General features: G+C 71.4%; 20 protein-coding genes. 15 read left to right on the forward strand and 5 right to left on the reverse strand.

Annotated elements, in window-relative coordinates; genetic code table 11:
- Positions 1-4 precede the first annotated feature (4 nt).
- Positions 5-2,578 (forward strand): DUF3516 domain-containing protein, encoded by a 2,574-nt coding sequence (locus AB0D99_RS05115; RefSeq protein ID WP_362357058.1) that lies wholly within the window; start codon positions 5-7, stop codon positions 2,576-2,578.
- Between the two features lie 10 nt (positions 2,579-2,588).
- A complete protein-coding gene (locus AB0D99_RS05120) occupies positions 2,589-3,452 on the forward strand; it encodes an acyl-CoA thioesterase II (protein WP_362357060.1) in 864 nt (287 codons plus the stop codon).
- Between the two features lie 43 nt (positions 3,453-3,495).
- Here the strand turns inward: AB0D99_RS05120 and AB0D99_RS05125 are convergent, their stop codons facing one another.
- On the reverse strand, positions 3,496-3,708 hold the full coding sequence (locus AB0D99_RS05125; RefSeq protein ID WP_362357062.1) for a DUF6011 domain-containing protein: 213 nt from the start codon (positions 3,706-3,708) through the stop codon (positions 3,496-3,498).
- Positions 3,709-3,746: 38 nt separating this feature from the next.
- Here AB0D99_RS05125 and AB0D99_RS05130 point away from each other — a divergent pair, with 38 nt between their 5' ends.
- Positions 3,747-4,232, forward strand: a complete 486-nt coding sequence (locus tag AB0D99_RS05130; protein WP_362357064.1) for a glutathione peroxidase — start codon at positions 3,747-3,749, stop codon at positions 4,230-4,232.
- A 189-nt stretch (positions 4,233-4,421) separates the two neighbouring features.
- Positions 4,422-5,210, forward strand: coding sequence for a putative protein N(5)-glutamine methyltransferase (locus tag AB0D99_RS05135; protein ID WP_362357066.1), 789 nt, complete (start codon positions 4,422-4,424; stop codon positions 5,208-5,210).
- 82 nt (positions 5,211-5,292) lie between these two features.
- Here the strand turns inward: AB0D99_RS05135 and AB0D99_RS05140 are convergent, their stop codons facing one another.
- The gene (locus AB0D99_RS05140) at positions 5,293-6,702 is read right to left on the reverse strand and encodes a cytochrome P450 (RefSeq protein ID WP_362357071.1); all 1,410 of its coding nucleotides are present in this window, start codon (positions 6,700-6,702) and stop codon (positions 5,293-5,295) included.
- Between the two features lie 136 nt (positions 6,703-6,838).
- Between AB0D99_RS05140 and AB0D99_RS05145 the strand changes: the two genes are divergently transcribed.
- The 3 genes from AB0D99_RS05145 to AB0D99_RS05155 all read left to right on the forward strand — a co-directional run bounded on the left by AB0D99_RS05145 (position 6,839) and on the right by AB0D99_RS05155 (position 8,391).
- Positions 6,839-7,306: a VOC family protein gene (locus tag AB0D99_RS05145; RefSeq protein WP_362357073.1), complete on the forward strand. Its 468-nt coding sequence runs from the start codon at positions 6,839-6,841 to the stop codon at positions 7,304-7,306.
- A 284-nt stretch (positions 7,307-7,590) separates the two neighbouring features.
- The gene (locus tag AB0D99_RS05150) at positions 7,591-8,049 is read left to right on the forward strand and encodes a DUF6325 family protein (RefSeq protein WP_362357075.1); all 459 of its coding nucleotides are present in this window, start codon (positions 7,591-7,593) and stop codon (positions 8,047-8,049) included.
- Between the two features lie 48 nt (positions 8,050-8,097).
- The gene (locus AB0D99_RS05155; RefSeq protein WP_362357077.1) at positions 8,098-8,391 is read left to right on the forward strand and encodes an SHOCT domain-containing protein; all 294 of its coding nucleotides are present in this window, start codon (positions 8,098-8,100) and stop codon (positions 8,389-8,391) included.
- A 59-nt stretch (positions 8,392-8,450) separates the two neighbouring features.
- On the opposite strand, the gene AB0D99_RS05160 is transcribed toward AB0D99_RS05155, so the two are convergent.
- Positions 8,451-9,680 (reverse strand): acyl-CoA dehydrogenase family protein, encoded by a 1,230-nt coding sequence (locus AB0D99_RS05160; RefSeq protein ID WP_362357079.1) that lies wholly within the window; start codon positions 9,678-9,680, stop codon positions 8,451-8,453.
- A gap of 153 nt (positions 9,681-9,833) precedes the next feature.
- On the opposite strand from AB0D99_RS05160, the gene AB0D99_RS05165 reads away from it, so the two are divergent.
- Complete coding sequence (locus tag AB0D99_RS05165) at positions 9,834-10,481, forward strand: TetR family transcriptional regulator (RefSeq protein ID WP_362357081.1); 648 nt, start codon at positions 9,834-9,836, stop codon at positions 10,479-10,481.
- 32 nt (positions 10,482-10,513) lie between these two features.
- Here AB0D99_RS05165 and def read toward each other — a convergent pair whose 3' ends face one another.
- Entirely contained in the window at positions 10,514-11,074 is a 561-nt protein-coding gene (def, locus tag AB0D99_RS05170) for a peptide deformylase (RefSeq protein ID WP_362357083.1), read from the reverse strand.
- 126 nt (positions 11,075-11,200) lie between these two features.
- On the opposite strand from def, the gene AB0D99_RS05175 reads away from it, so the two are divergent.
- The 5 genes from AB0D99_RS05175 (at position 11,201) to AB0D99_RS05195 (ending at position 15,775) form a co-directional block, all read left to right on the forward strand.
- Positions 11,201-12,448: a MurT ligase domain-containing protein gene (locus AB0D99_RS05175; protein WP_362357085.1), complete on the forward strand. Its 1,248-nt coding sequence runs from the start codon at positions 11,201-11,203 to the stop codon at positions 12,446-12,448.
- Positions 12,449-12,467: 19 nt separating this feature from the next.
- Complete coding sequence (locus tag AB0D99_RS05180) at positions 12,468-13,196, forward strand: glutamine amidotransferase (RefSeq protein ID WP_260227290.1); 729 nt, start codon at positions 12,468-12,470, stop codon at positions 13,194-13,196.
- A gap of 177 nt (positions 13,197-13,373) precedes the next feature.
- Complete coding sequence (locus tag AB0D99_RS05185; RefSeq protein WP_362357088.1) at positions 13,374-14,399, forward strand: 6-phosphofructokinase; 1,026 nt, start codon at positions 13,374-13,376, stop codon at positions 14,397-14,399.
- A 104-nt stretch (positions 14,400-14,503) separates the two neighbouring features.
- On the forward strand, positions 14,504-15,472 hold the full coding sequence (locus tag AB0D99_RS05190; RefSeq protein ID WP_362357090.1) for a cytochrome c oxidase assembly protein: 969 nt from the start codon (positions 14,504-14,506) through the stop codon (positions 15,470-15,472).
- Between the two features lie 93 nt (positions 15,473-15,565).
- A complete protein-coding gene (locus AB0D99_RS05195; protein ID WP_362357092.1) occupies positions 15,566-15,775 on the forward strand; it encodes a hypothetical protein in 210 nt (69 codons plus the stop codon).
- A gap of 44 nt (positions 15,776-15,819) precedes the next feature.
- On the opposite strand, the gene AB0D99_RS05200 is transcribed toward AB0D99_RS05195, so the two are convergent.
- Positions 15,820-16,833 (reverse strand): DUF3048 domain-containing protein, encoded by a 1,014-nt coding sequence (locus tag AB0D99_RS05200; protein WP_362357094.1) that lies wholly within the window; start codon positions 16,831-16,833, stop codon positions 15,820-15,822.
- Positions 16,834-16,918: 85 nt separating this feature from the next.
- Here AB0D99_RS05200 and AB0D99_RS05205 point away from each other — a divergent pair, with 85 nt between their 5' ends.
- Together AB0D99_RS05205 and AB0D99_RS05210 are read left to right on the forward strand one after the other, a co-directional pair.
- On the forward strand, positions 16,919-17,647 hold the full coding sequence (locus AB0D99_RS05205) for a lysophospholipid acyltransferase family protein (RefSeq protein WP_362357096.1): 729 nt from the start codon (positions 16,919-16,921) through the stop codon (positions 17,645-17,647).
- Positions 17,648-17,711: 64 nt separating this feature from the next.
- On the forward strand, positions 17,712-18,746 hold the full coding sequence (locus tag AB0D99_RS05210) for an NAD-dependent epimerase/dehydratase family protein (RefSeq protein ID WP_362357098.1): 1,035 nt from the start codon (positions 17,712-17,714) through the stop codon (positions 18,744-18,746).
- The last annotated feature ends 21 nt before the right edge of the window (positions 18,747-18,767 follow it).

Consider the following 18,767-nt stretch of genomic DNA (forward strand, 5'->3'; position numbering starts at 1 on the left):
GTCCGTGATCTTCGCGCGGGTGGCCGGTTCCCTCATCCGGCGGGAATCCAGGCAAGATGGGGGCGTGACCCTTATCGATCAGCTGCCGCCGAACGCCGACCCCGACGCCCTCTTCGAGGCCTTCTCCTCATGGGCGGAGGGCCGCGGCATCACGCTCTACCCGGCCCAGGAAGAGGCGCTGATCGAGGTCGTCTCGGGTGCGAACGTGATCTTGTCCACCCCGACCGGTTCGGGAAAGTCGCTGGTGGCGGCGGGTGCGCACTTCACCGCGCTGGCCAATGACCAGGTGACGTTCTACACCGCGCCGATCAAGGCGCTGGTGTCGGAGAAGTTCTTCGACCTGTGCAAGCTGTTCGGCACCGAGAACGTCGGCATGCTGACCGGCGACGCCTCGGTGAACGCGGACGCGCCCATCATCTGCTGTACGGCCGAGGTGCTGGCGTCCATCGCGCTGCGGGACGGCACGTACGCCGACATCGGCCAGGTCGTGATGGACGAGTTCCACTTCTACGCGGAGCAGGACCGCGGCTGGGCCTGGCAGATCCCGCTCCTGGAACTCCCCCAGGCCCAGTTCGTGCTCATGTCGGCGACGCTCGGCGACGTGTCGATGTTCGAGAAGGACCTGACCCGGCGCACGGGCCGTCCGACCTCGGTGGTCCGTTCCGCGACGCGGCCGGTGCCGCTCTCGTACGAGTACCGGCTGACGCCGATCACCGACACCCTGACCGAGCTCCTGGAGACCAAGCAGGCCCCGGTCTACATCGTCCACTTCACGCAGGCGCAGGCCGTCGAGCGGGCGCAGTCGCTGATGAGCATCAACATGTGCTCCCGCGAGGAGAAGGACAAGATCGCCGAGCTGATCGGCAACTTCCGCTTCACCACGAAGTTCGGCCAGAACCTCTCGCGCTTCGTCCGGCACGGCATCGGCGTGCACCACGCGGGGATGCTGCCGAAGTACCGCCGTCTGGTGGAGAAGCTGGCACAGGCGGGTCTGCTCAAGGTGATCTGCGGCACGGACACGCTCGGCGTCGGTGTCAACGTGCCCATCCGTACGGTGCTGTTCACGGCGCTGACGAAGTACGACGGCAACCGCGTGCGCACGCTGCGGGCGCGGGAGTTCCACCAGATCGCCGGCCGGGCCGGCCGGGCGGGCTTCGACACCGCCGGTTTCGTGGTCGCTCAGGCACCCGAGCACGTCATCGAGAACGAGAAGGCGCTCGCCAAGGCGGGCGACGACCCGAAGAAGCGGCGCAAGGTGGTGCGCAAGAAGGCCCCGGAGGGTTTCGTCGCCTGGAGCGACACCACCTTCGAGAAGCTGATCGACTCCGAGCCGGAGCCGCTGACCTCGCGCTTCAAGGTCACCAACATCATGCTGTTGTCGGTGATCGCCCGCCCGGGCAACGCGTTCGAGGCGATGCGCAAGCTCCTGGAGGACAACCACGAGCCGCGCAAGGCGCAGCTGCGGCACATCCGCCGGGCCATCGCGATCTACCGCTCGCTCCTCGACGGCGGCGTGGTGGAGCAGCTGGACACCCCGGACGCCGAGGGCCGCACCATCCGGCTGACCGTCGACCTCCAGCAGGACTTCGCGCTCAACCAGCCGCTGTCGACGTTCGCGCTCGCCGCGTTCGACCTCCTCGACCCGGAGTCGCCGTCGTACGCCCTGGACATGGTGTCGGTCGTCGAGTCGACCCTGGACGACCCGCGTCAGATCCTCGCCGCCATGCAGAACAAGGCGCGCGGCGAGGCGGTCGGGCGGATGAAGGCGGACGGCGTCGAGTACGAGGAGCGCATGGAGCGGCTCCAGGAGATCTCGTACCCGAAGCCGCTGGAGGAGCTGCTCTGGCATGCGTACGACGTGTACCGGAAGTCCCACCCGTGGGTGGGCGACCACCCGGTCTCGCCGAAGTCGGTCATCCGCGACATGTACGAACGGGCGCTGACCTTCACGGAGTTCACCTCCTGGTACGAGCTGGCGCGGACCGAGGGCATCGTGCTGCGCTATCTCGCGAGCGCGTACAAGGCGCTGGACCACACGATCCCGGACGACCTGAAGACCGAGGACCTGGAGGACCTGATCGCCTGGCTGGGCGAGATGGTGCGCCAGGTGGACTCCTCCCTGCTCGACGAGTGGGAGCAGCTGGCGAACCCGGAGATCGAGACGGCCGAGGAGGCGCAGGAGAAGGCCGACCAGGTCAAGCCGGTCACCGCGAACGCCCGCGCGTTCCGCGTCCTGGTGCGCAACGCGATGTTCCGCCGGGTGGAGCTGGCGGCCCTGGACAACGTGGACGCGCTGGGCGAGATGGACGCCGAGTCCGGCTGGGACGCGGACGCCTGGGGCGAGGCGATGGACGCGTACTGGGACGAGTACGACGACCTGGGGACGGGTCCGGACGCGCGCGGGCCGAAGCTCCTGTCGATCGAGGAGGACGCGGCGCACGGCCTGTGGCGCGTCCGGCAGACCTTCGCCGACCCGAACGGCGACCATGACTGGGGCATCAGCGCGGAGGTGGATCTCGCCGCCTCCGACGAGGAGGGACGCGCGATCGTCCGTGTGACGTCCGTGGGACAGCTCTAAGGAGAAGACGGTGACCAACCCCGCCGAGCGCCTCGTCGACCTGCTGGATCTGGAGCAGATCGAGGTCGACATCTTCCGTGGCCAGAGCCCGCAGGAGTCGCTGCAACGGGTCTTCGGCGGGCAGGTCGCGGGCCAGGCCCTGGTGGCGGCCGGGCGCACGACGGACGGCGGCCGGCCGGTGCACTCGCTGCACTCCTACTTCCTTCGGCCGGGCCGCCCGGGCGTGCCGATCGTCTACCAGGTGGAGCGGGTGCGGGACGGCCGGTCGTTCACGACCCGACGGGTCACCGCCATCCAGCAGGGCCGCACGATCTTCAACCTGACGGCCTCCTTCCACCTGCCGGAGGAAGCGGGCATCGAGCACCAGCTGCCGCCCCGGCACATGACCGATCCCGAGACCCTGCCGAATCTGGCCGACGAGATCCGGGACCACCTCGGCACGCTGCCGGAGGCGCTGGAGCGGATGGCCCGCCGCCAGCCCTTCGACATCCGGTACGTGGACCGGCTGCGCTGGACGAAGGACGAGGTCACGGACGCGGACCCGCGCAGCGCGGTGTGGATGCGCGCGGTGGGCCCGCTCGGCGACGACCCGCTGGTCCACACCTGCGCGCTGACCTACGCCTCCGACATGACCCTCCTGGACGCGGTACGGATCCCGGTGGAGCCGCTGTGGGGGCCGCGGGGCTTCGACATGGCCTCGCTGGACCACGCGATGTGGTTCCACCGGCCGTTCCGCGCGGACGAGTGGTTCCTGTACGACCAGGAGTCCCCCATCGCGACCGGCGGCCGGGGCCTGGCACGCGGCCGGATCTACGACCGCGAGGGACGGCTGCTGGTGTCGGTGGTGCAGGAGGGGCTGTTCCGGAAGCTGTGACACGTCACGGGCTGGGCGATCCGGTGGATCGCCCTGCCGGTGGTCAGATGCCCGGAAGGGTGTCCTGGTCGACCTCGTGGCGACGGGCGCGGATGTCCGGGCCCGGCGGATGGAGCTTGGCGTCGCAGGAGGGGCCGAGACCGGTGCGGCGGGATCCGGCGCCGGTCAGGAGCCGGCCGCACAGCCTGCACCGCACCGGGCGGCCCGTACCGGCGGTGGCGGAATCGATGGCGATTGCCAGTGGTTCTTCACTCATGTTGTGATCGCAACCTGATTCTCGACGAGGAGCTCTTCATGAGTGTGTACGACATCCCCCTGCGCACGCTGTCCGGCGACCCCATCTCGCTGGCCGACTACCGCGACCAGGCCGTCCTGGTCGTCAACGTGGCCTCCAAGTGTGGTCTGACGCCGCAGTACGCGGGCCTGGAGCGACTGCAGAAGCAGTACGGGGAGCAGGGCTTCACCGTGCTCGGTGTCCCCTGCAACCAGTTCCTCGGGCAGGAGCCGGGCAGCGCGGAGGAGATCCAGACCTTCTGCTCCACCTCCTACGGCGTGACGTTCCCGCTCCTGGAGAAGACGGACGTCAACGGCGAGGACCGTCACCCCCTGTACGCGGAGCTGACGCGGGTCGCCGACGCCGAGGGCGAGTCCGGCGACGTCCAGTGGAACTTCGAGAAGTTCCTGATCGGCAAGGACGGGCGGATCACCCGCTTCCGTCCGCGTACCGAGCCCGAGGCCCCCGAGGTCGTCGCGGCGATCGAGGCGCAGCTCTCCGCCTGATCGGGCGGCGGTGTCGGATGATCCACACGGTGTCGATCATGTAATGTGTACGGCTCCGGCAGTTCAGTGGACGATCGAGGAGGTGGGACCCATCAACGCCATGCAGGCAGGGTGCTCCCCCTTGACGACCGTGTGGTCAACCCGGCAGAGGTGACCGCGGGAGCCCCTTCGGCTTCCCGGAAGGTTTCCATGTCGATCGACCCGTCCTCCTCCCTCCGCTCCACCACCGTCTCCAGGCTCCGCGCCGCCGGCTGCGTCTTCGCCGAGGACGAGGCGGAACTCCTCTTCTCCAGCGCGCACAGCGCCGACGACGTCGGCACCATGGTCGAGCGGCGCGCCGCGGGACTGCCCATCGAGCACGTCGTGGGCTGGGCCGCCTTCTCCGGGCTGCGGATCTCCGTCGACCCCGGGGTCTTCGTCCCCCGGCGCCGCACCGAGTTCCTCGTCGAGCACGCGGTGGCCCTGGCCGGGCCCGGGGCGCTCTGCGTCGACCTGTGCTGTGGCTCCGGCGCGGCGGGGGCGGTGCTGCTCTCGGCCGTGGAGGGCGCCGAGGTGTACGCCTCGGACATCGAGGCCGCCGCCGTGCGCTGCGCACGCCGCAACGTCGAGCCGCGCGGCGGCCGGGTCTTCGAGGGCGACCTGTTCGCACCGCTGCCGCGGGAGCTGCGCGGCCGCGTCGAGGTGCTGGTCGCCAACGTGCCGTACGTACCGACCGACGAGGTGGGCCTCCTGCCGCCCGAGGCACGCGAGCACGAGCCGCTGGTCGCGCTCGACGGCGGCTCGGACGGGCTCGACGTGTTGCGCAGGGTCGCGGCCGAGGCCGCCGACTGGCTGGCGCCCGGCGGCCATCTGCTGGTCGAGACCAGCGAACGCCAGGCGATCCGGGCCGTCGAGGTGCTGGCACCGCACGGCCTGACGCCACGTCTGGTGTCGTCCGAGGAGCGGTACGCGACGGCCGTGGTCGCCACGCGCCACTGACCCCCGGGCGGCCGGTTCGGCCTCGCGGACGGGCCGCGGGGTCGAACCGGCCGGGGGGTCGGTCCCTGGTGATGCTTCCGGATCAGGCCGGATCGGCGGGTCCGGCCCCGGCGGACGGAGCGCCCCCGCCGGTACGGGAACGGACGCGGCAGCGGGCGGAGCCCGCCGCCTGGAGGGTGATCGCGGCGTTGACCGGTACCTCCGTGTCGATCGCCTCGATCTCGAACTCCTGGAGCAGCATCGCCAGCGCGATCACCGACTCCAGCATGGAGAAGTGCTGACCGATGCAGGCGCGCGGGCCCCCGCCGAAGGGGAACCAGGCGTAGCGCGGACGGCTCGCCTCGGCCTCGGGCGTGAAGCGTTCGGGGTCGAAGCGCTCCGCGTCCTCCCAGTACGCCGGATGCCGGTGGGTGACCCAGGGGGCGACGATCACATCGGCGCCCGCGGGGATGGTGTGCCCGCCGATCTCCGTGGCCTCGACCGCCCGTCGGCCGATGGCCGGCGCGGCCGGGAAGAGCCGCATGGCCTCCTTCAGCACCTGGGTGAGATAGGGCAGCGCGTCGAGGTCGGCGGCGCCCGGCACCCGGCCGGCGAGGACGCGGTCGACCTCCTCGTGGGCCCGCTTCCGCTGCTCCGGGTGGAGGGCGAGCAGGTGCAGGGCGAAGCCGAGGGAGGTGGCCGTCGTCTCGTGTCCCGCGAGCAGGAAGACGAGGACCTGCTCCCGCAGTTCGGAGGCGTCGAAGCTGCCGTCCTCGGCGCTCTCGGCCTCGGAGAGGAGGGACAGCAGGTCCTGACCCCCGTCCTCGGCGGTTCCGGCGGCCCGGCGCTCGGCGATGATCCGGTCGCAGACGGCGTACAGCTCCTCGTGGGCGGCGAGGGCACGGCGGTTGCCGGGCGTCGGCCAGTCGCGCGGGATGTTCAGCGGCGAGAAGCCGCGGCGCAGCACGTAGTCGCCCATCACCGGGAAGGCGCGCTCCACGATCTCGACCGCCGCCTCGACGTCCGTGCCGAAGAGGATGCGGGCGACGGCGCGCAGGGCGAACCCGGTCATCTCGTCGATGACGTCGACGGTGGAGTCCTCGGCGGTCCGCCACGCCTCGGTGACCCGGGCGACCTCGGTGGCGACGGCCTCGGCGTAGCCGTCGACCCGGCGGCGGGTGAAGAGCGGCTGGACGAGCCGGCGCTGGCGCAGGTAGTCCTCGTCCTGGCTGGTCAGCAGGCCGTTGCCGAAGGACTCGCGGAGCTCCTGGTAAAAGGCGTTGTCCTTGCGGAAGTTGGCGGACTCGGTGGCCAGGACCTGCTGGACGCCCTCGGCGGAGAAGACCGCGTAGACGGTGGCGCGGATCCCGGGAGGTCCCGCGAAGATCCGGACGACGTCCCCGTGCGCCCGCTGGGCGTTCAGGAAGGTGCCCAGCGAGTCGTTCCTGAGGTCGAACATCGAGCCGAGCAGCGGCAGTCCTGCCGGGCCCGGAATCTCGTCGGTGGTTGCCATGTGTGCGTTGCCCCCTTGATCGTCACCGGCACGCCGATTCTTCCGCACGACCCGACCCGCCGGTAGCCGTGCTCGAACACCCGGCCGGAACCGGCCCGTTGGCGCGGATGTCAGTGCCCCCTGGGAGGCTCGTGCCATGGAACCCGTGGAGATGACCCTGCAGCTCACCGTCGACTGCGCCGACCCCCAGCGGCTCGTCCGCTTCTGGGCGGAGGCCCTGCGTTACGTGCCGCAGCCGCCGCCGGAGGGCCATGCGACGTGGCGGGCGTACTGGGCGTCGATCGGGGTGCCTGAGGAGGAGCTGACCGAGGGGGTCGGGGAGCTCCCCGAGTCCATCGTGGACCCGAAGGGGGTCGGGCCCCGGGTCTGGTTCCAGCAGGTCCCGGAGCCGAAGACGGTCAAGAACCGGCTGCATCTGGATCTGAAGGTCGGCGGGGGCCGGGACGTGCCGCTCCCGCTGCGGCGCGAGCGCGTGGACGGGGAGGTCGCGAGGCTGACGGCCCTGGGCGCGTCGATCCTGTACACGATGGACGAGCCGGACGGCATGGAGTACTACGCGGTGGTGCTGCAGGACCCGGAGGGCAACGAGTTCTGCGTGGTGTGACGTGCGCGGCGCGAGGGCGGATCCCGGCGGCGCTCCGCGGCGTCCGCGCGGTGTGACGCCGACGGGTCGCCGCGCGGGCGGCGGCGCGGGGGTTCGGGCGCCGCCCGGGCGTCGTCGCCGGTGCCGGCGCGCCCGACGGCCGGGCGCGCTCCGGCGGGCCGCCCACGACGTGCGGAGGCTCCCGCGCGGTGCTGGAATGGCTGGGAGGCCGTCTGTCGCCTGGGCGGGGCCACCCGCTACGGGGTCCGGCCGAGGCGGGAACCCGGAGCACGTGAGGAGTGGCCATGAGCGACGACCTGTCCGAACTCGAGGGCATGGGACCCGTCGACTACCTGATCCTGGAGTTCCCCGGCAACCGGATGACGGGCGAAGGGTTCCCCCTCCTCGTCGATCTGGTGGAGCGGGGCGTGATCCGCATCCTCGACCTGCAGTTCATCCGCAAGGACGAGGACGGATCGGTCACCGCGGTGGAGCTGAGGGACTTCGGGGACGAGGTCGACCTCACCGTGTTCGAGGGCGCCTCCTCCGGCCTGCTGGACCAGAGCGACGTCGACGACGCCGGTTCCGCGCTGGAGCCGGGCAACTCCGCAGGCGTCATCGTGTACGAGAACCTGTGGGCCGCCCCCTTCGCCCGGGCCATGCGGCGCAGCGGCGCGCAGATCGTGGCGAGCGGCCGGATTCCCGTCCAGGCGCTGCTGGCCTCGCTGGACGCCGCCGAGGCCGCCGACGGCGCGGCGGCCTGACCTCCCGATCGCATCCGGCCCCGAGCACTTCCTGGGAGATGACTGACCATGCCCGGACTTCTTCGCGGCGTCGCCCGCACCGCCGTCGTCGCCGGCACCGCCACCGCGGTGTCCAACCGCGTGTCACGGCGGCAGGCGGGCCGCTGGGCCCAGCAGGACTACGAACAGCAGCAGTACCGGCAACCGCCCCCCGCCCAGGCGCCCGCCCCGGCCGCGGCGCCCCCCGGTGACGACATGTCCACCAAGATCGAGCAGCTCAAGCAGCTCGGGGACCTCAAGGCCCAGGGCGTGCTGACCGAGGAGGAGTTCGAGGCGCAGAAGCGCAACCTCCTCGCGTCCTGACCCACGCGCGGTGGCCCGCACCCCGGTGGGGTGCGGGCCTCCTCGCGTACGGGAGACGACTAGCGGATCGGCATCCCGGAGAGCGTGCGGGCGATGACGAGGCGCTGGACCTCGCTGGTGCCCTCGAAGATCGTGTAGATCGCCGCGTCACGGTGCATCCGCTCCACCGGGTACTCCCGGGTGAAGCCGTTGCCGCCGAGGATCTGGATGGCCTGGCCGGTGACCTTCTTGGCGACCTCGCTCGCGTACAGCTTGGACATCGACCCCTCGGCCGAGGTGAACGGCTTGCCCGTGGTCGCCATCCAGGAGGCGCGCCAGACGAGGAGCCTGGCCGCGTCGATCTGGGTGCGCATGTCGGCGAGCTGGAAGGCGATGCCCTGGTTGTCGATGATCGGGCGGCCGAACTGCTCACGGGTCTTGGCGTAGTCGAGGGCGACCTCGTAGGCGGCGCGCGCGGTGCCGACCGCCATCGCGCCGACGGCCGGGCGGGACGCCTCGAAGGTGGCCATGGCGGCGTTCTTCACGCGCTCGCCACCGCCGGCCTTCGCCCTCTCGCGGGCCCGGGCGAGGCGCTCGTCGAGCTTCTCCTTGCCGCCGAGGAGACAGTGGCCGGGGACGCGGACGTCCTCCAGGACGACCTCGGCGGTGTGCGAGGCGCGGATGCCGTGCTTCTGGAACTTCTGCCCCTGGGAGAGGCCGGGGGTGTTCGGCGGCACGATGAAGGACGCGTGCCCCTTGGAGCCGAGCTCGGGGTCGACGACCGCGACGACGACGTGGACGTTGGCGATGCCGCCGTTGGTCGCCCAGGTCTTGGTGCCGTTGAGGACCCACTCGTCCTTCGCCTCGTCGTAGACGGCCCGGGTGCGCATCGAGGCGACGTCGGAGCCGGCGTCGGGCTCGGAGGAGCAGAAGGCGGCGACCTTGACGTCGTCGACGTCGCCGTACATCTGCGGGATCCAGGTCCCGATCTGCTCCTCGGTACCGTTGGCGAGGACGCCAACGGCGGCGAGGCCGGTGCCGACGATCGAGAGCGCGATGCCCGCGTCGCCCCAGAAGAGCTCCTCCATGGCCATCGGGATGCCGAGGCCCGTAGGGTCGAAGAACTGCTGGGCGTAGAAATCGAGAGAGTAGATGCCGATCTTGGCGGCTTCCTGGATGATCGGCCAGGGAGTCTCCTCACGCTCGTCCCACTCGGCGGCGGCGGGGCGCATCACGTCCTCGGCGAAGCCGTGCAGCCAGTCACGGACCTGCTTCTGGTCGTCGTTGAGTTCGAGCGTGAACTCGGCCATGTTCCCTCCCAGCAATGCGTTACTTGCGGTAACAGCAGTCTGTTACTCGCTGGTAGGCGCTGTCAACCTGCGAGGGACCGAGCGGCACCGGGTGCCGGTCGGGTGTTACGTTGCGACAGCCTCACGGAATTCGCACGGGCGGGGAGACACGCTATGGACACCACACACCGGACCGCCGACCAGCAGTCGCCGGCCGATCAGCGGCGCCGCGAACTGTTGGAGGCGGCGGACCGGGTGGTGCTCCGGGACGGCCCCGGGGCGTCGATGAACGCGATCGCCGCGGAGGCGGGGATCACCAAGCCGATCCTCTACCGGCACTTCGGCGACAAGGGCGGGCTGTACCGCGCGCTCGCGACCCGGCACACCGACGCGCTGCTCTCCGCGCTGCGGGCCGCCCTCGACGCACCGGCCGACCGGCGCCGGCGGGTGGAGTCCACCCTCGACACGTATCTCGCCTCGATCGAGGCGATGCCACAGGTCTACCGCTTCCTCATGCACCCCGCGGAGGAGACCCACCAGGCCGAGCAGGGCTTCGACGTGGGCCGCCACTCGGCGCCGGTGCTGCGGCGCATGGGCGAGGAGCTCGGCCAGGTCATCGCCGAGCGGATCGACCTCGGACCGGCGGGCGAGGCACAGGCGCGCATCTGGGGCCACGGCATCGTCGGCATGATGCACGCGGCGGGCGACTGGTGGCTGGGCGAACGCCCCTGCTCGCGAGCCGAGTTGGTGCGAGCCCTCGCGGACCTGCTGTGGGGCCGCCTGGCGGAGGCGGCCGACCGCGCCGGGGCTCCGGGCTTCTGAGCCACCCCCGGCGCGAACGACGACCGGGCGGGTCAGCGGCTCAGCGCGTCCGCTCCCCCGCCCCACGGCTCCTTGCGGATCGCACGGAGCAGGCGTGACTTGCGCCACCCCGTCACGCGGTCCGCGTAGACACCGCCCTCCAGGTGGTCCGTCTCGTGCTGGAGACAGCGCGCGAAGAACCCCGTGCCCTCCACCCGGGCGGGGGTGCCGTCCATGAGGACGCCCTCGACCACCGCGCGGTCGAAGCGGGGCGTCGGGGCCTCCAGACCCGGCAGCGAGAGACAGCCCTCCGGCCCCCGGATCACCTCCCCGTCGGCCTCCACCAGGCGCGGATTCACCAGGTGCCCGAGGTGACGCACGTCCTCGTCGTCGGGGCAGTCGAACACGAAGACCCGCAGGCCCACCCCCACCTGGTTCGCCGCGAGGCCCACGCCGTTGGCCGCGTACATCGTGGCGAACAGGTCCTCGACCAGCCGGGCGAGCTCCGGACCGAAGTCGCTGACGGGTTCACAAGGGGTGTGCAGTACCGGGTCGCCGAGCAAGGTCATGCCTCGGACGCGGCCGGAACTGCCGGGGATCGGCCGGTTTCGCATGGGCGTAAGGGTACGGTCCGCGTTGACCTCGTCGTTTCCGCGAGTGTCCCAGGGGTGCCGCAGTTCGGGTCGCCGGTCCTCTCTCGATAGGCTGAGCCCGGACCGACGCAAGGAGGAACAAGGAAGATGTCAGGACACCCCGGGAATCCAGAGCCGCTGTCGCCGCGCGCCAAACTGGCCGTGACGGCGGGCAAGGCCGCGGCCGCGGTGTCGCGCGCAGCAGGACGCGGCAGCGGATCGGTCATCGGCGGCAAGGTGGCGCTGAGGCTCGACCCGGACCTGCTGGGTCGGCTCGCGCAGCATCTGGACGTCGTCCTGGTGTCCGCGACGAACGGCAAGACCACCACGACCCGGCTGATCGCCGAGGCACTGCGGGCCAGCGGTCCCGTCGTCTCCAACGCCCTCGGCGCCAACATGCCCGCGGGCATCACCTCGGCGCTGGCCGGCGGCTCGGACGCCAAGTACGGCGTCATCGAGGTCGACGAGAAGTACCTCGCCGGAGTGGCCCGGGACACCACGCCCAAGGCGATCGCCCTGCTCAACCTCTCCCGCGACCAGCTCGACCGCGCCGCCGAGACCCGGATGCTCGCGGAGAAGTGGCGCGAGGGTCTGAGCGGGACGAAGGCCGTGGTCATCGCCAACGCCGACGACCCGCTGATCGTGTGGGCCGCCTCCTCCTCCCCCAACGTGGTGTGGGTCGCCGCCGGCCAGGAATGGAAGGACGACGCCTGGTCCTGCCCCGCCTGCGGCGGTGTGATGCAGCGCCCGGGCGACGACTGGTTCTGCGGCGAGTGCGGCTTCCGCCGGCCGGCGCCGAGTTGGGCGCTCAACGGCGACCACGTGCTCGACCCGCACGGTTCGGCCTGGCCGATCCACCTCCAGCTGCCCGGCCGCGCCAACAAGGCCAACGCCGCGACCTCCGCCGCCGTCGCCGCCGTCTTCGGCGTTCCGCCGCAGGTCGCCCTGGAGCGCATGTACCAGGTGCAGGCCGTGGCCGGCCGCTACGACGTCGTCTCCTTCCAGAACCGTGAGCTGCGGCTGCTCCTCGCGAAGAACCCGGCCGGCTGGCTCGAAACGTTTTCCCTCATCGACCAGCCGCCGACCCCGGTCATCCTCTCCGTGAACGCGCGCGGCGCCGACGGCACGGACACCTCCTGGCTCTGGGACGTCGACTACGGGCGGCTCGCCGGCCACCCGATCATGGTCATCGGCGACCGCAAGCTGGACCTGGCGGTCCGCCTGGAGGTCGCGGGCGTGGAGTTCCGCGTCTGCGAGACGCTCGACGAGGCGGTCCGCATGGCCCCGCCCGGACAGATCGAGCTGATCGCCAACTACACCGCCTTCCAGGACGTCCGCCGCCGCGTCGGCAACTGACCCGTAGAGGACTTGCAGCATGAGTGACAGCAGCCTGCGCCTGGTCTGGGTCTACCCCGACCTGCTCAGCACCTACGGCGACCAGGGCAACGCCCTCGTCGTCGAGCGCCGCGCCCGTCAGCGCGGTCTGGACGTCCAGCGCGTCGACGTCCGCAGCGACCAGCCGATCCCGACCTCCGGTGACATCTACCTGATCGGCGGCGGCGAGGACCGGCCGCAGCGGCTCGCGGCCGAGCGGCTGCGCCGCGACGGCGGCCTGGAGCGCGCCGCGTCCAACGGCGCGATCATCTTCTCGGTCTGCGCCGGCTACCAGATCCTGGGCCACGAGTTCATCAACGACCTCGGCGAGCGGGAGCCCGGCCTGGGCCTGATCGACGTGATCTCCACCCGCGGCGAGGGCGAGCGCTGCGTGGGCGACGTCCTCGCGGACATCGACCCGCGGCTCGGCCTCCCGCAGCTCACCGGGTTCGAGAACCACCAGGGCATCACCCATCTCGGCCCGACGGCCCGCCCCTTCGCCCGCACCGTCCTGGGCAAGGGCAACGGCACGGGTGACGGCACCGAGGGCGCGTACAACGACACCGTCTTCGGCACGTACATGCACGGCCCCGTCATGGCCCGCAACCCGCAGATCGCGGACCTGCTCCTGAAGCTGGCGCTGGACGTGAACGCGCTGCCGCCGACCGACGACCGGTGGTACGAGGCGCTGCGCGCCGAGCGGATCGCGGCCGCGACGCAGCCTGCCTGACGGTCCCGGCGGAGTGCACGTCTGAGCGCCCTTACGCCCATGGGATTCGTAAGTAAATACGGTGTCCAAACTGCGGACATCCGGTTCGGCCCCGCCACTCGGCACCGATAGGGTGGCGGGGATCCAACCGGACGACGTGGTCCGGAAGTCGGCCCACGTTGCAAAGGTATTCGGGCTATGCGCATTGGTGTGCTCACCTCCGGCGGCGACTGCCCCGGTCTGAACGCCGTCATCCGTTCCGTCGTGCACCGCGCCGTCGTCGACCACGGAGACGAGGTCATCGGCTTCCACGACGGCTGGAAGGGCCTCCTGGAGGCCGACTACCGCAAGCTCGACCTCGACGCGGTGGGCGGCATCCTGGCCCGCGGCGGCACCATCCTCGGCTCCTCCCGGGTCCAGCCCGCGCACCTGGTCGACGGCGTCGAGCGCGCCCGGGGCCATGTCGCCGAGCTCGGCCTCGACGCGATCATCCCGATCGGCGGCGAGGGCACCCTGAAGGCCGCCAACCTGCTCTCCCAGGCCGGGCTGCCGATCGTCGGCGTGCCGAAGACCATCGACAACGACATCGCCTCGACGGACGTCACCTTCGGCTTCGACACCGCCGTCGGCGTCGCGACGGAGGCCCTGGACCGGTTGAAGACCACCGCCGAGTCCCACCAGCGGGTCCTCATCGTCGAGGTCATGGGCCGGCACACCGGCTGGATCGCCCTGCACTCCGGCATGGCGGCCGGCGCGCACGCGATCGTGGTGCCCGAGCGTCCCTTCGACATCGACGAGCTGACCGCCCGGGTCGGCGAGCGCTTCGAGGCCGGCAAGCGCTTCGCGATCGTGGTGGTCGCCGAGGGCGCGAAGCCGCGCGAGGGCTCGATGAGCTTCGAGGTCGGCGCCAAGGACCAGTACGGCCACGAGCGCTTCACCGGCGTGGCCAACCAGCTCTCGGTGGAGCTGGAGCGCCGCCTCGGCAAGGAGGCCCGCCCGGTGATCCTCGGCCACGTCCAGCGCGGCGGCACGCCCACCGCGTACGACCGCGTCCTCGCCACCCGCTTCGGCTGGCACGCCGTGGAGGCGGCGCACCGCGGCGAGTTCGGGATGCTGACCGCGCTGCGCGGCACGGACATCACGATGGTTCCGCTGGCCCAGGCCGTGGAGACGCTCAAGACGGTCCCCGCGGAGCGCTACGCAGAGGCCGAGTGCGTGCTCTGACCCTCGTACCGACACCTCGAACCGCCCCCGGTCGCATCCGCGAACGGGGGCGGTTCTAGTCTGGTGCGGACAACAAGCGCGAATCGGGCTCCAGGAGTACACACATGGATCACAGCGGGCACGGCATGACCATGGATCTGCCGCCGTTCACGCTGGGACGGGGGCTCGAGTTCTCGCCGGACATGTTCTTCCTCATCGGCAGCGTCGTCGGACTCGCGCTGTACGGATGGGGCGTGGCGCGGCTGCGCGGGCGCGGTGACGCCTGGCCCGTCAGCCGGACGGTCTTCTTCGCCCTGGGCGTGCTGAGCATCGCGCTGATGATGTGCACCAAGCTCAACGACTACGGCATGGTCATGTTCAGCGTGCACATGGTGCAGCACATGATGATCTCGATGGTCTCGCCGATCCTGATCCTGCTCGGCGCGCCGGTCACGCTGGCGCTCCGGGCCCTGCCGGTCGCGCCCCGGGGCGACAAGGGTCCGCGCGAGCTGCTCCTGATGCTGCTGCACAGCCGGTACATGCGGATCATCACGCATCCCGCGTTCACGATCCCGCTCTTCATCGCGAGCCTCTACGGTTTCTACTTCACTCCGATCTTCGACACCCTCATGGGCTCGAAGATCGGGCACATCGCGATGATGGTGCACTTCCTCGCCGTCGGCCTGGTCTTCTTCTGGCCGATCATGGGAGTCGACCCGGGCCCCCACCGCCCCGGCTACGTGATGCGGATGCTGGAGCTCTTCGCCGGAATGCCGTTCCACGCCTTCTTCGGCATCGCGCTGATGATGGCGAGCGAGCCGATGATCAAGGCGTACGAGAATCCGCCCGCCTCCCTCGGGATCGACGCGCTCGCCGACCAGCACGCGGCGGGCGGCATCGCCTGGGCGTTCAGCGAGATCCCGTCGGTGCTGGTGCTGATCGCGCTGGTGTACCAGTGGTACCACTCCGAGCAGCGGCAGGCCGTCCGCAAGGACCGGGCCGCCGATCGTGACGGGGACAAGGAGCTGGAGGCGTACAACGCGTACCTCGCCTCGCTCGGCACCCGTGGCCGGCAGGTCGGGGCCCCGGACTGACTCCGCCGGAGGTGGCTGTGACGCGGGAGTAGCGCTGCGCCCGTCCCAGGGGTCACGATGAGGGTGACGGCCCCGTCGGGAGGAGGCGGACAGATGTCCGGTCCCACGAAGGCGATGAGCGTGATCACCGTCGCGGCCCTGGTGCTGACGACGGCGTACACGGTGGCGCTCGGCAGCAGCGGCTGGCTCTGGTTCGGCTGGATCGTGCTCGGCGTGGTCACCATCGGCATGGCGGCGGCGGACAGCTCCGCCCCCGCGGGCGCCCGTCGCCGGGGCCGGACCAGGCCCGGCCCCCAGCCCTGAGGCCTCCACGCGCACCCGGCCCGAGCGCCTTGCGCGCCGACGCGTCAGCGCGGCGCGAGGACGACCCATGTGTGGCCGGGGGCGAAGTTCAACGGCTTCCCGTCCGGCGTGGTGAAGGTCGTGCCCTTCTCGGCCGTCGGGCGGCTCCAGCGGGCGTCGTGGGCCCTTCCGTCGCGCAGCACGACGGCGGTGCCGCCGCCGACGGTCTCGGTGTAGGGCGAGACGCTGCCGAGGACGTCGTGGAAGCGCGAGGACCTTATGGTCACGTACTGCACCACGACGGTGCTCGCCGTCACCGGACCCTCGTCGGTGGTACGGGCGGGGCTGCCGTCCATCGCGACCCGCCAGCTCTTGTCGGCCGCGTTCCAGCTGAAGGTGTAGCGGGAGGCCGGGAAGCGCACGGTGCGCTCGTTGACCTGCTCGCCGCCCGCGGGTGCGGGGCCGAAGCGGAAGCCGATGTCCTTGGCGTCCTCGGCGTCCGGAGCGGCGGCGAGCGCCCGTCCGGGCAGGACGTAGAGGTTGTGGGGAGCGGGTCGGCCGCCGCCGCGCAGATAGGCGCCGGGGGCGTCCTCCGGGGGCAGCGGATACAGCGGGGCGGCCCGCAGGAAGGGCTTCAGGGCGGTCTGCGAGCCCGAGTAGGCCAGGGCGGGCCTGCCGAACTGGCGCAGGAGCTCGATGTCGGACTCGCGGGCGCTGCGGACGGGGCCGATCCGTTCCGGGAGGTCGGACGAGTAGACGGCGAGCAGCCGGGTCTGTCCGCCCTCCACCTGCTCGACGTAGACGATGTCGGCCGAGCCGAGACCGGTGTGCGGGCGGGCCGGGGGCACGTTGTCGATCTTGACGGCGAGCACCGGAGCGGGGCGGGCGGGCAGTCCCGTGAAGGGCGACCGGGTCTGCTGGGTGGGGGCGGTCGTCGTCGGCGCGGGGGTCGGCGGCGGGGTCGGGGTCGGCTCCGGGGTGCCGGAGTCGGCGCAGCCGTACAGCCCGGCGGTCGTCGCCGCGCACAGCAGCACGGCGACGGCTGCGCCGGGCCGTGGGTGTCGGTGCGCGGCGGCCATCAGGTCCACTCTCCGTCTCCAGTGTGGACCACGGTCGCCCGAGTGGTTAGAAATAGGCGATGCTCGACGGAGACGGGGGCCGCAGGTGTTCTACCAACTGATGAAGTACGTTCTGCTCGGACCGCTGCTGAGGCTGCTGTTCCGGCCTCGGATCGAGGGCCTGGAGCACATCCCCGAGGAGGGTGCGGCGATCGTCGCGGGGAACCATCTGTCGTTCTCCGACCACTTCCTCATGCCCGTGGTGCTGAAGCGCCGCATCACCTTCCTCGCCAAGCAGGAGTACTTCACCGGGCCGGGTCTGAAGGGCCGGCTGACCGCGGCGTTCTTCCGCAGCGCCGGGCAGATCCCGGTGGACCGCTCCGGCAAGGAGGCCGGGAAGGCGGCGATCCGCGAGGGGCTCGGCGTGCTGGCCGAGGGCGAGTTGCTCGGGATCTATCCGGAGGGGACCCGCTCGCACGACGGAAGGCTCTACAAGGGCAAGGTCGGGGTCGCCGTCATGGCGATCACGGCCGGGGTGCCGGTGATCCCGTGCGCGATGGTGGGCACCTTCGAGATCCAGCCGCCCGGCCAGGTCGTGCCCAAGGTCAGGCGGGTCACCATCCGCTTCGGGGAGCCCCTGGACTTCTCGCGGTACGCCGGGTTGGAGAACGAGAAGGCGGCCGTCCGCGCGGTGACGGACGAGATCATGTACGAGATCCTGGCGCTGTCGGGCCAGGAGTACGTCGACGACTACGCCGCCAAGGTGAAGGCGGAGGAGGAGTCGAAGGCGGCGAACGCCAGGGCTCCGCGGAGGTTCCCCCGCCGCGGACGCTGACAGCGGATCCGCGCACGGCGAACGGGCCCTTCCGGGCCGCCACCGCCGCCGTAGCGTCGCGCCCATGACCAAGGGACACGCATGCGTACTGGGAGCGACAGGGCAGGTGGGACGGGCGGCCGTGCGGGCCCTCGTCGAGGACGGCTGGGAGGTGACGGCGGCCTCGCGGCGCGGCGCGCGGGACGGGGCGTGGCCGGTGGAGGTCCGTTCGGTCGGGGTGGACCGGAACGAGCAGGGCGCGCTCGAAGCGGCGCTGGGTGACGGCTGTGACGTCCTGGTGGACATCGTCGCCTACGACGGCGCGCACGGACGGCAGCTGACCGGGCTCGCCGACCGGATCGGCTCGGCGGTGGTGATCTCCAGCGGCGCCGTCTACGAGGACGAGCGCGGCCGCGGCTTCGACACCCAGGACGAACCGGACGGCTTCCCCGCCTACCCGGTGCCGATCCCGGAGTCCTGGCGGACGGTCGCCCCGGGTGACGGTACGTACGGGACGCGGAAGAGGGCCCTGGAGCGGGAGCTGCTCGCGGCGGGCGAGGCGCTGCCGACGACGGTGGTGCGGGCCGGGGCGATCCACGGGCTGCACTGCGCCGGTCCACGCGAGCTGTGGTTCGTCAAGCGGGCCCTCGACGGGCGTCCGGTGCGCCTGCTCGCGTACGACGGCGCGTCGCGCTTCCACCCCGTCCACGCGGACAATCTGGGGGAGTTGATCCGGCTGGCGGCGGCGAAGCCGGGCAGCCGGGTGGTGAACGGCGCGGATCCGCAGGCGCCGACGGTGGCGGAGATCGGCCGGGCGATCGACGCCGTGATGGGTGTGGAGAGCGAGACGGTCCTCATCAGCGGTCCGCCGGAGGGCACGGTGGGGCTCACGCCGTGGACCGGGGCGCATCCGGTCGTCTACGGCATGACCGGGGCGGAGAGGGAGCTGGGGTACCGGCCGGTGGTGTCGTACGAGGAGTCGCTGCCGGCGACGGTCGAGTGGCTGACGGGGCGACTCGCGGTGCAGGACTGGCGGGAGGCGTTCCCGGGGCTGGTGAAGTATCCGGTGGACCTCTTCGACTACGCCGCCGAGGACGCCTGGCTCGCCGCCCGCGCGTGAGAGAGGGGCGGCCGTCGCAGG

Origin of the sequence: Streptomyces sp. NPDC047971, assembly GCF_040653355.1 — a bacterium.
In the GTDB taxonomy this organism is placed as follows: domain Bacteria; phylum Actinomycetota; class Actinomycetes; order Streptomycetales; family Streptomycetaceae; genus Streptomyces.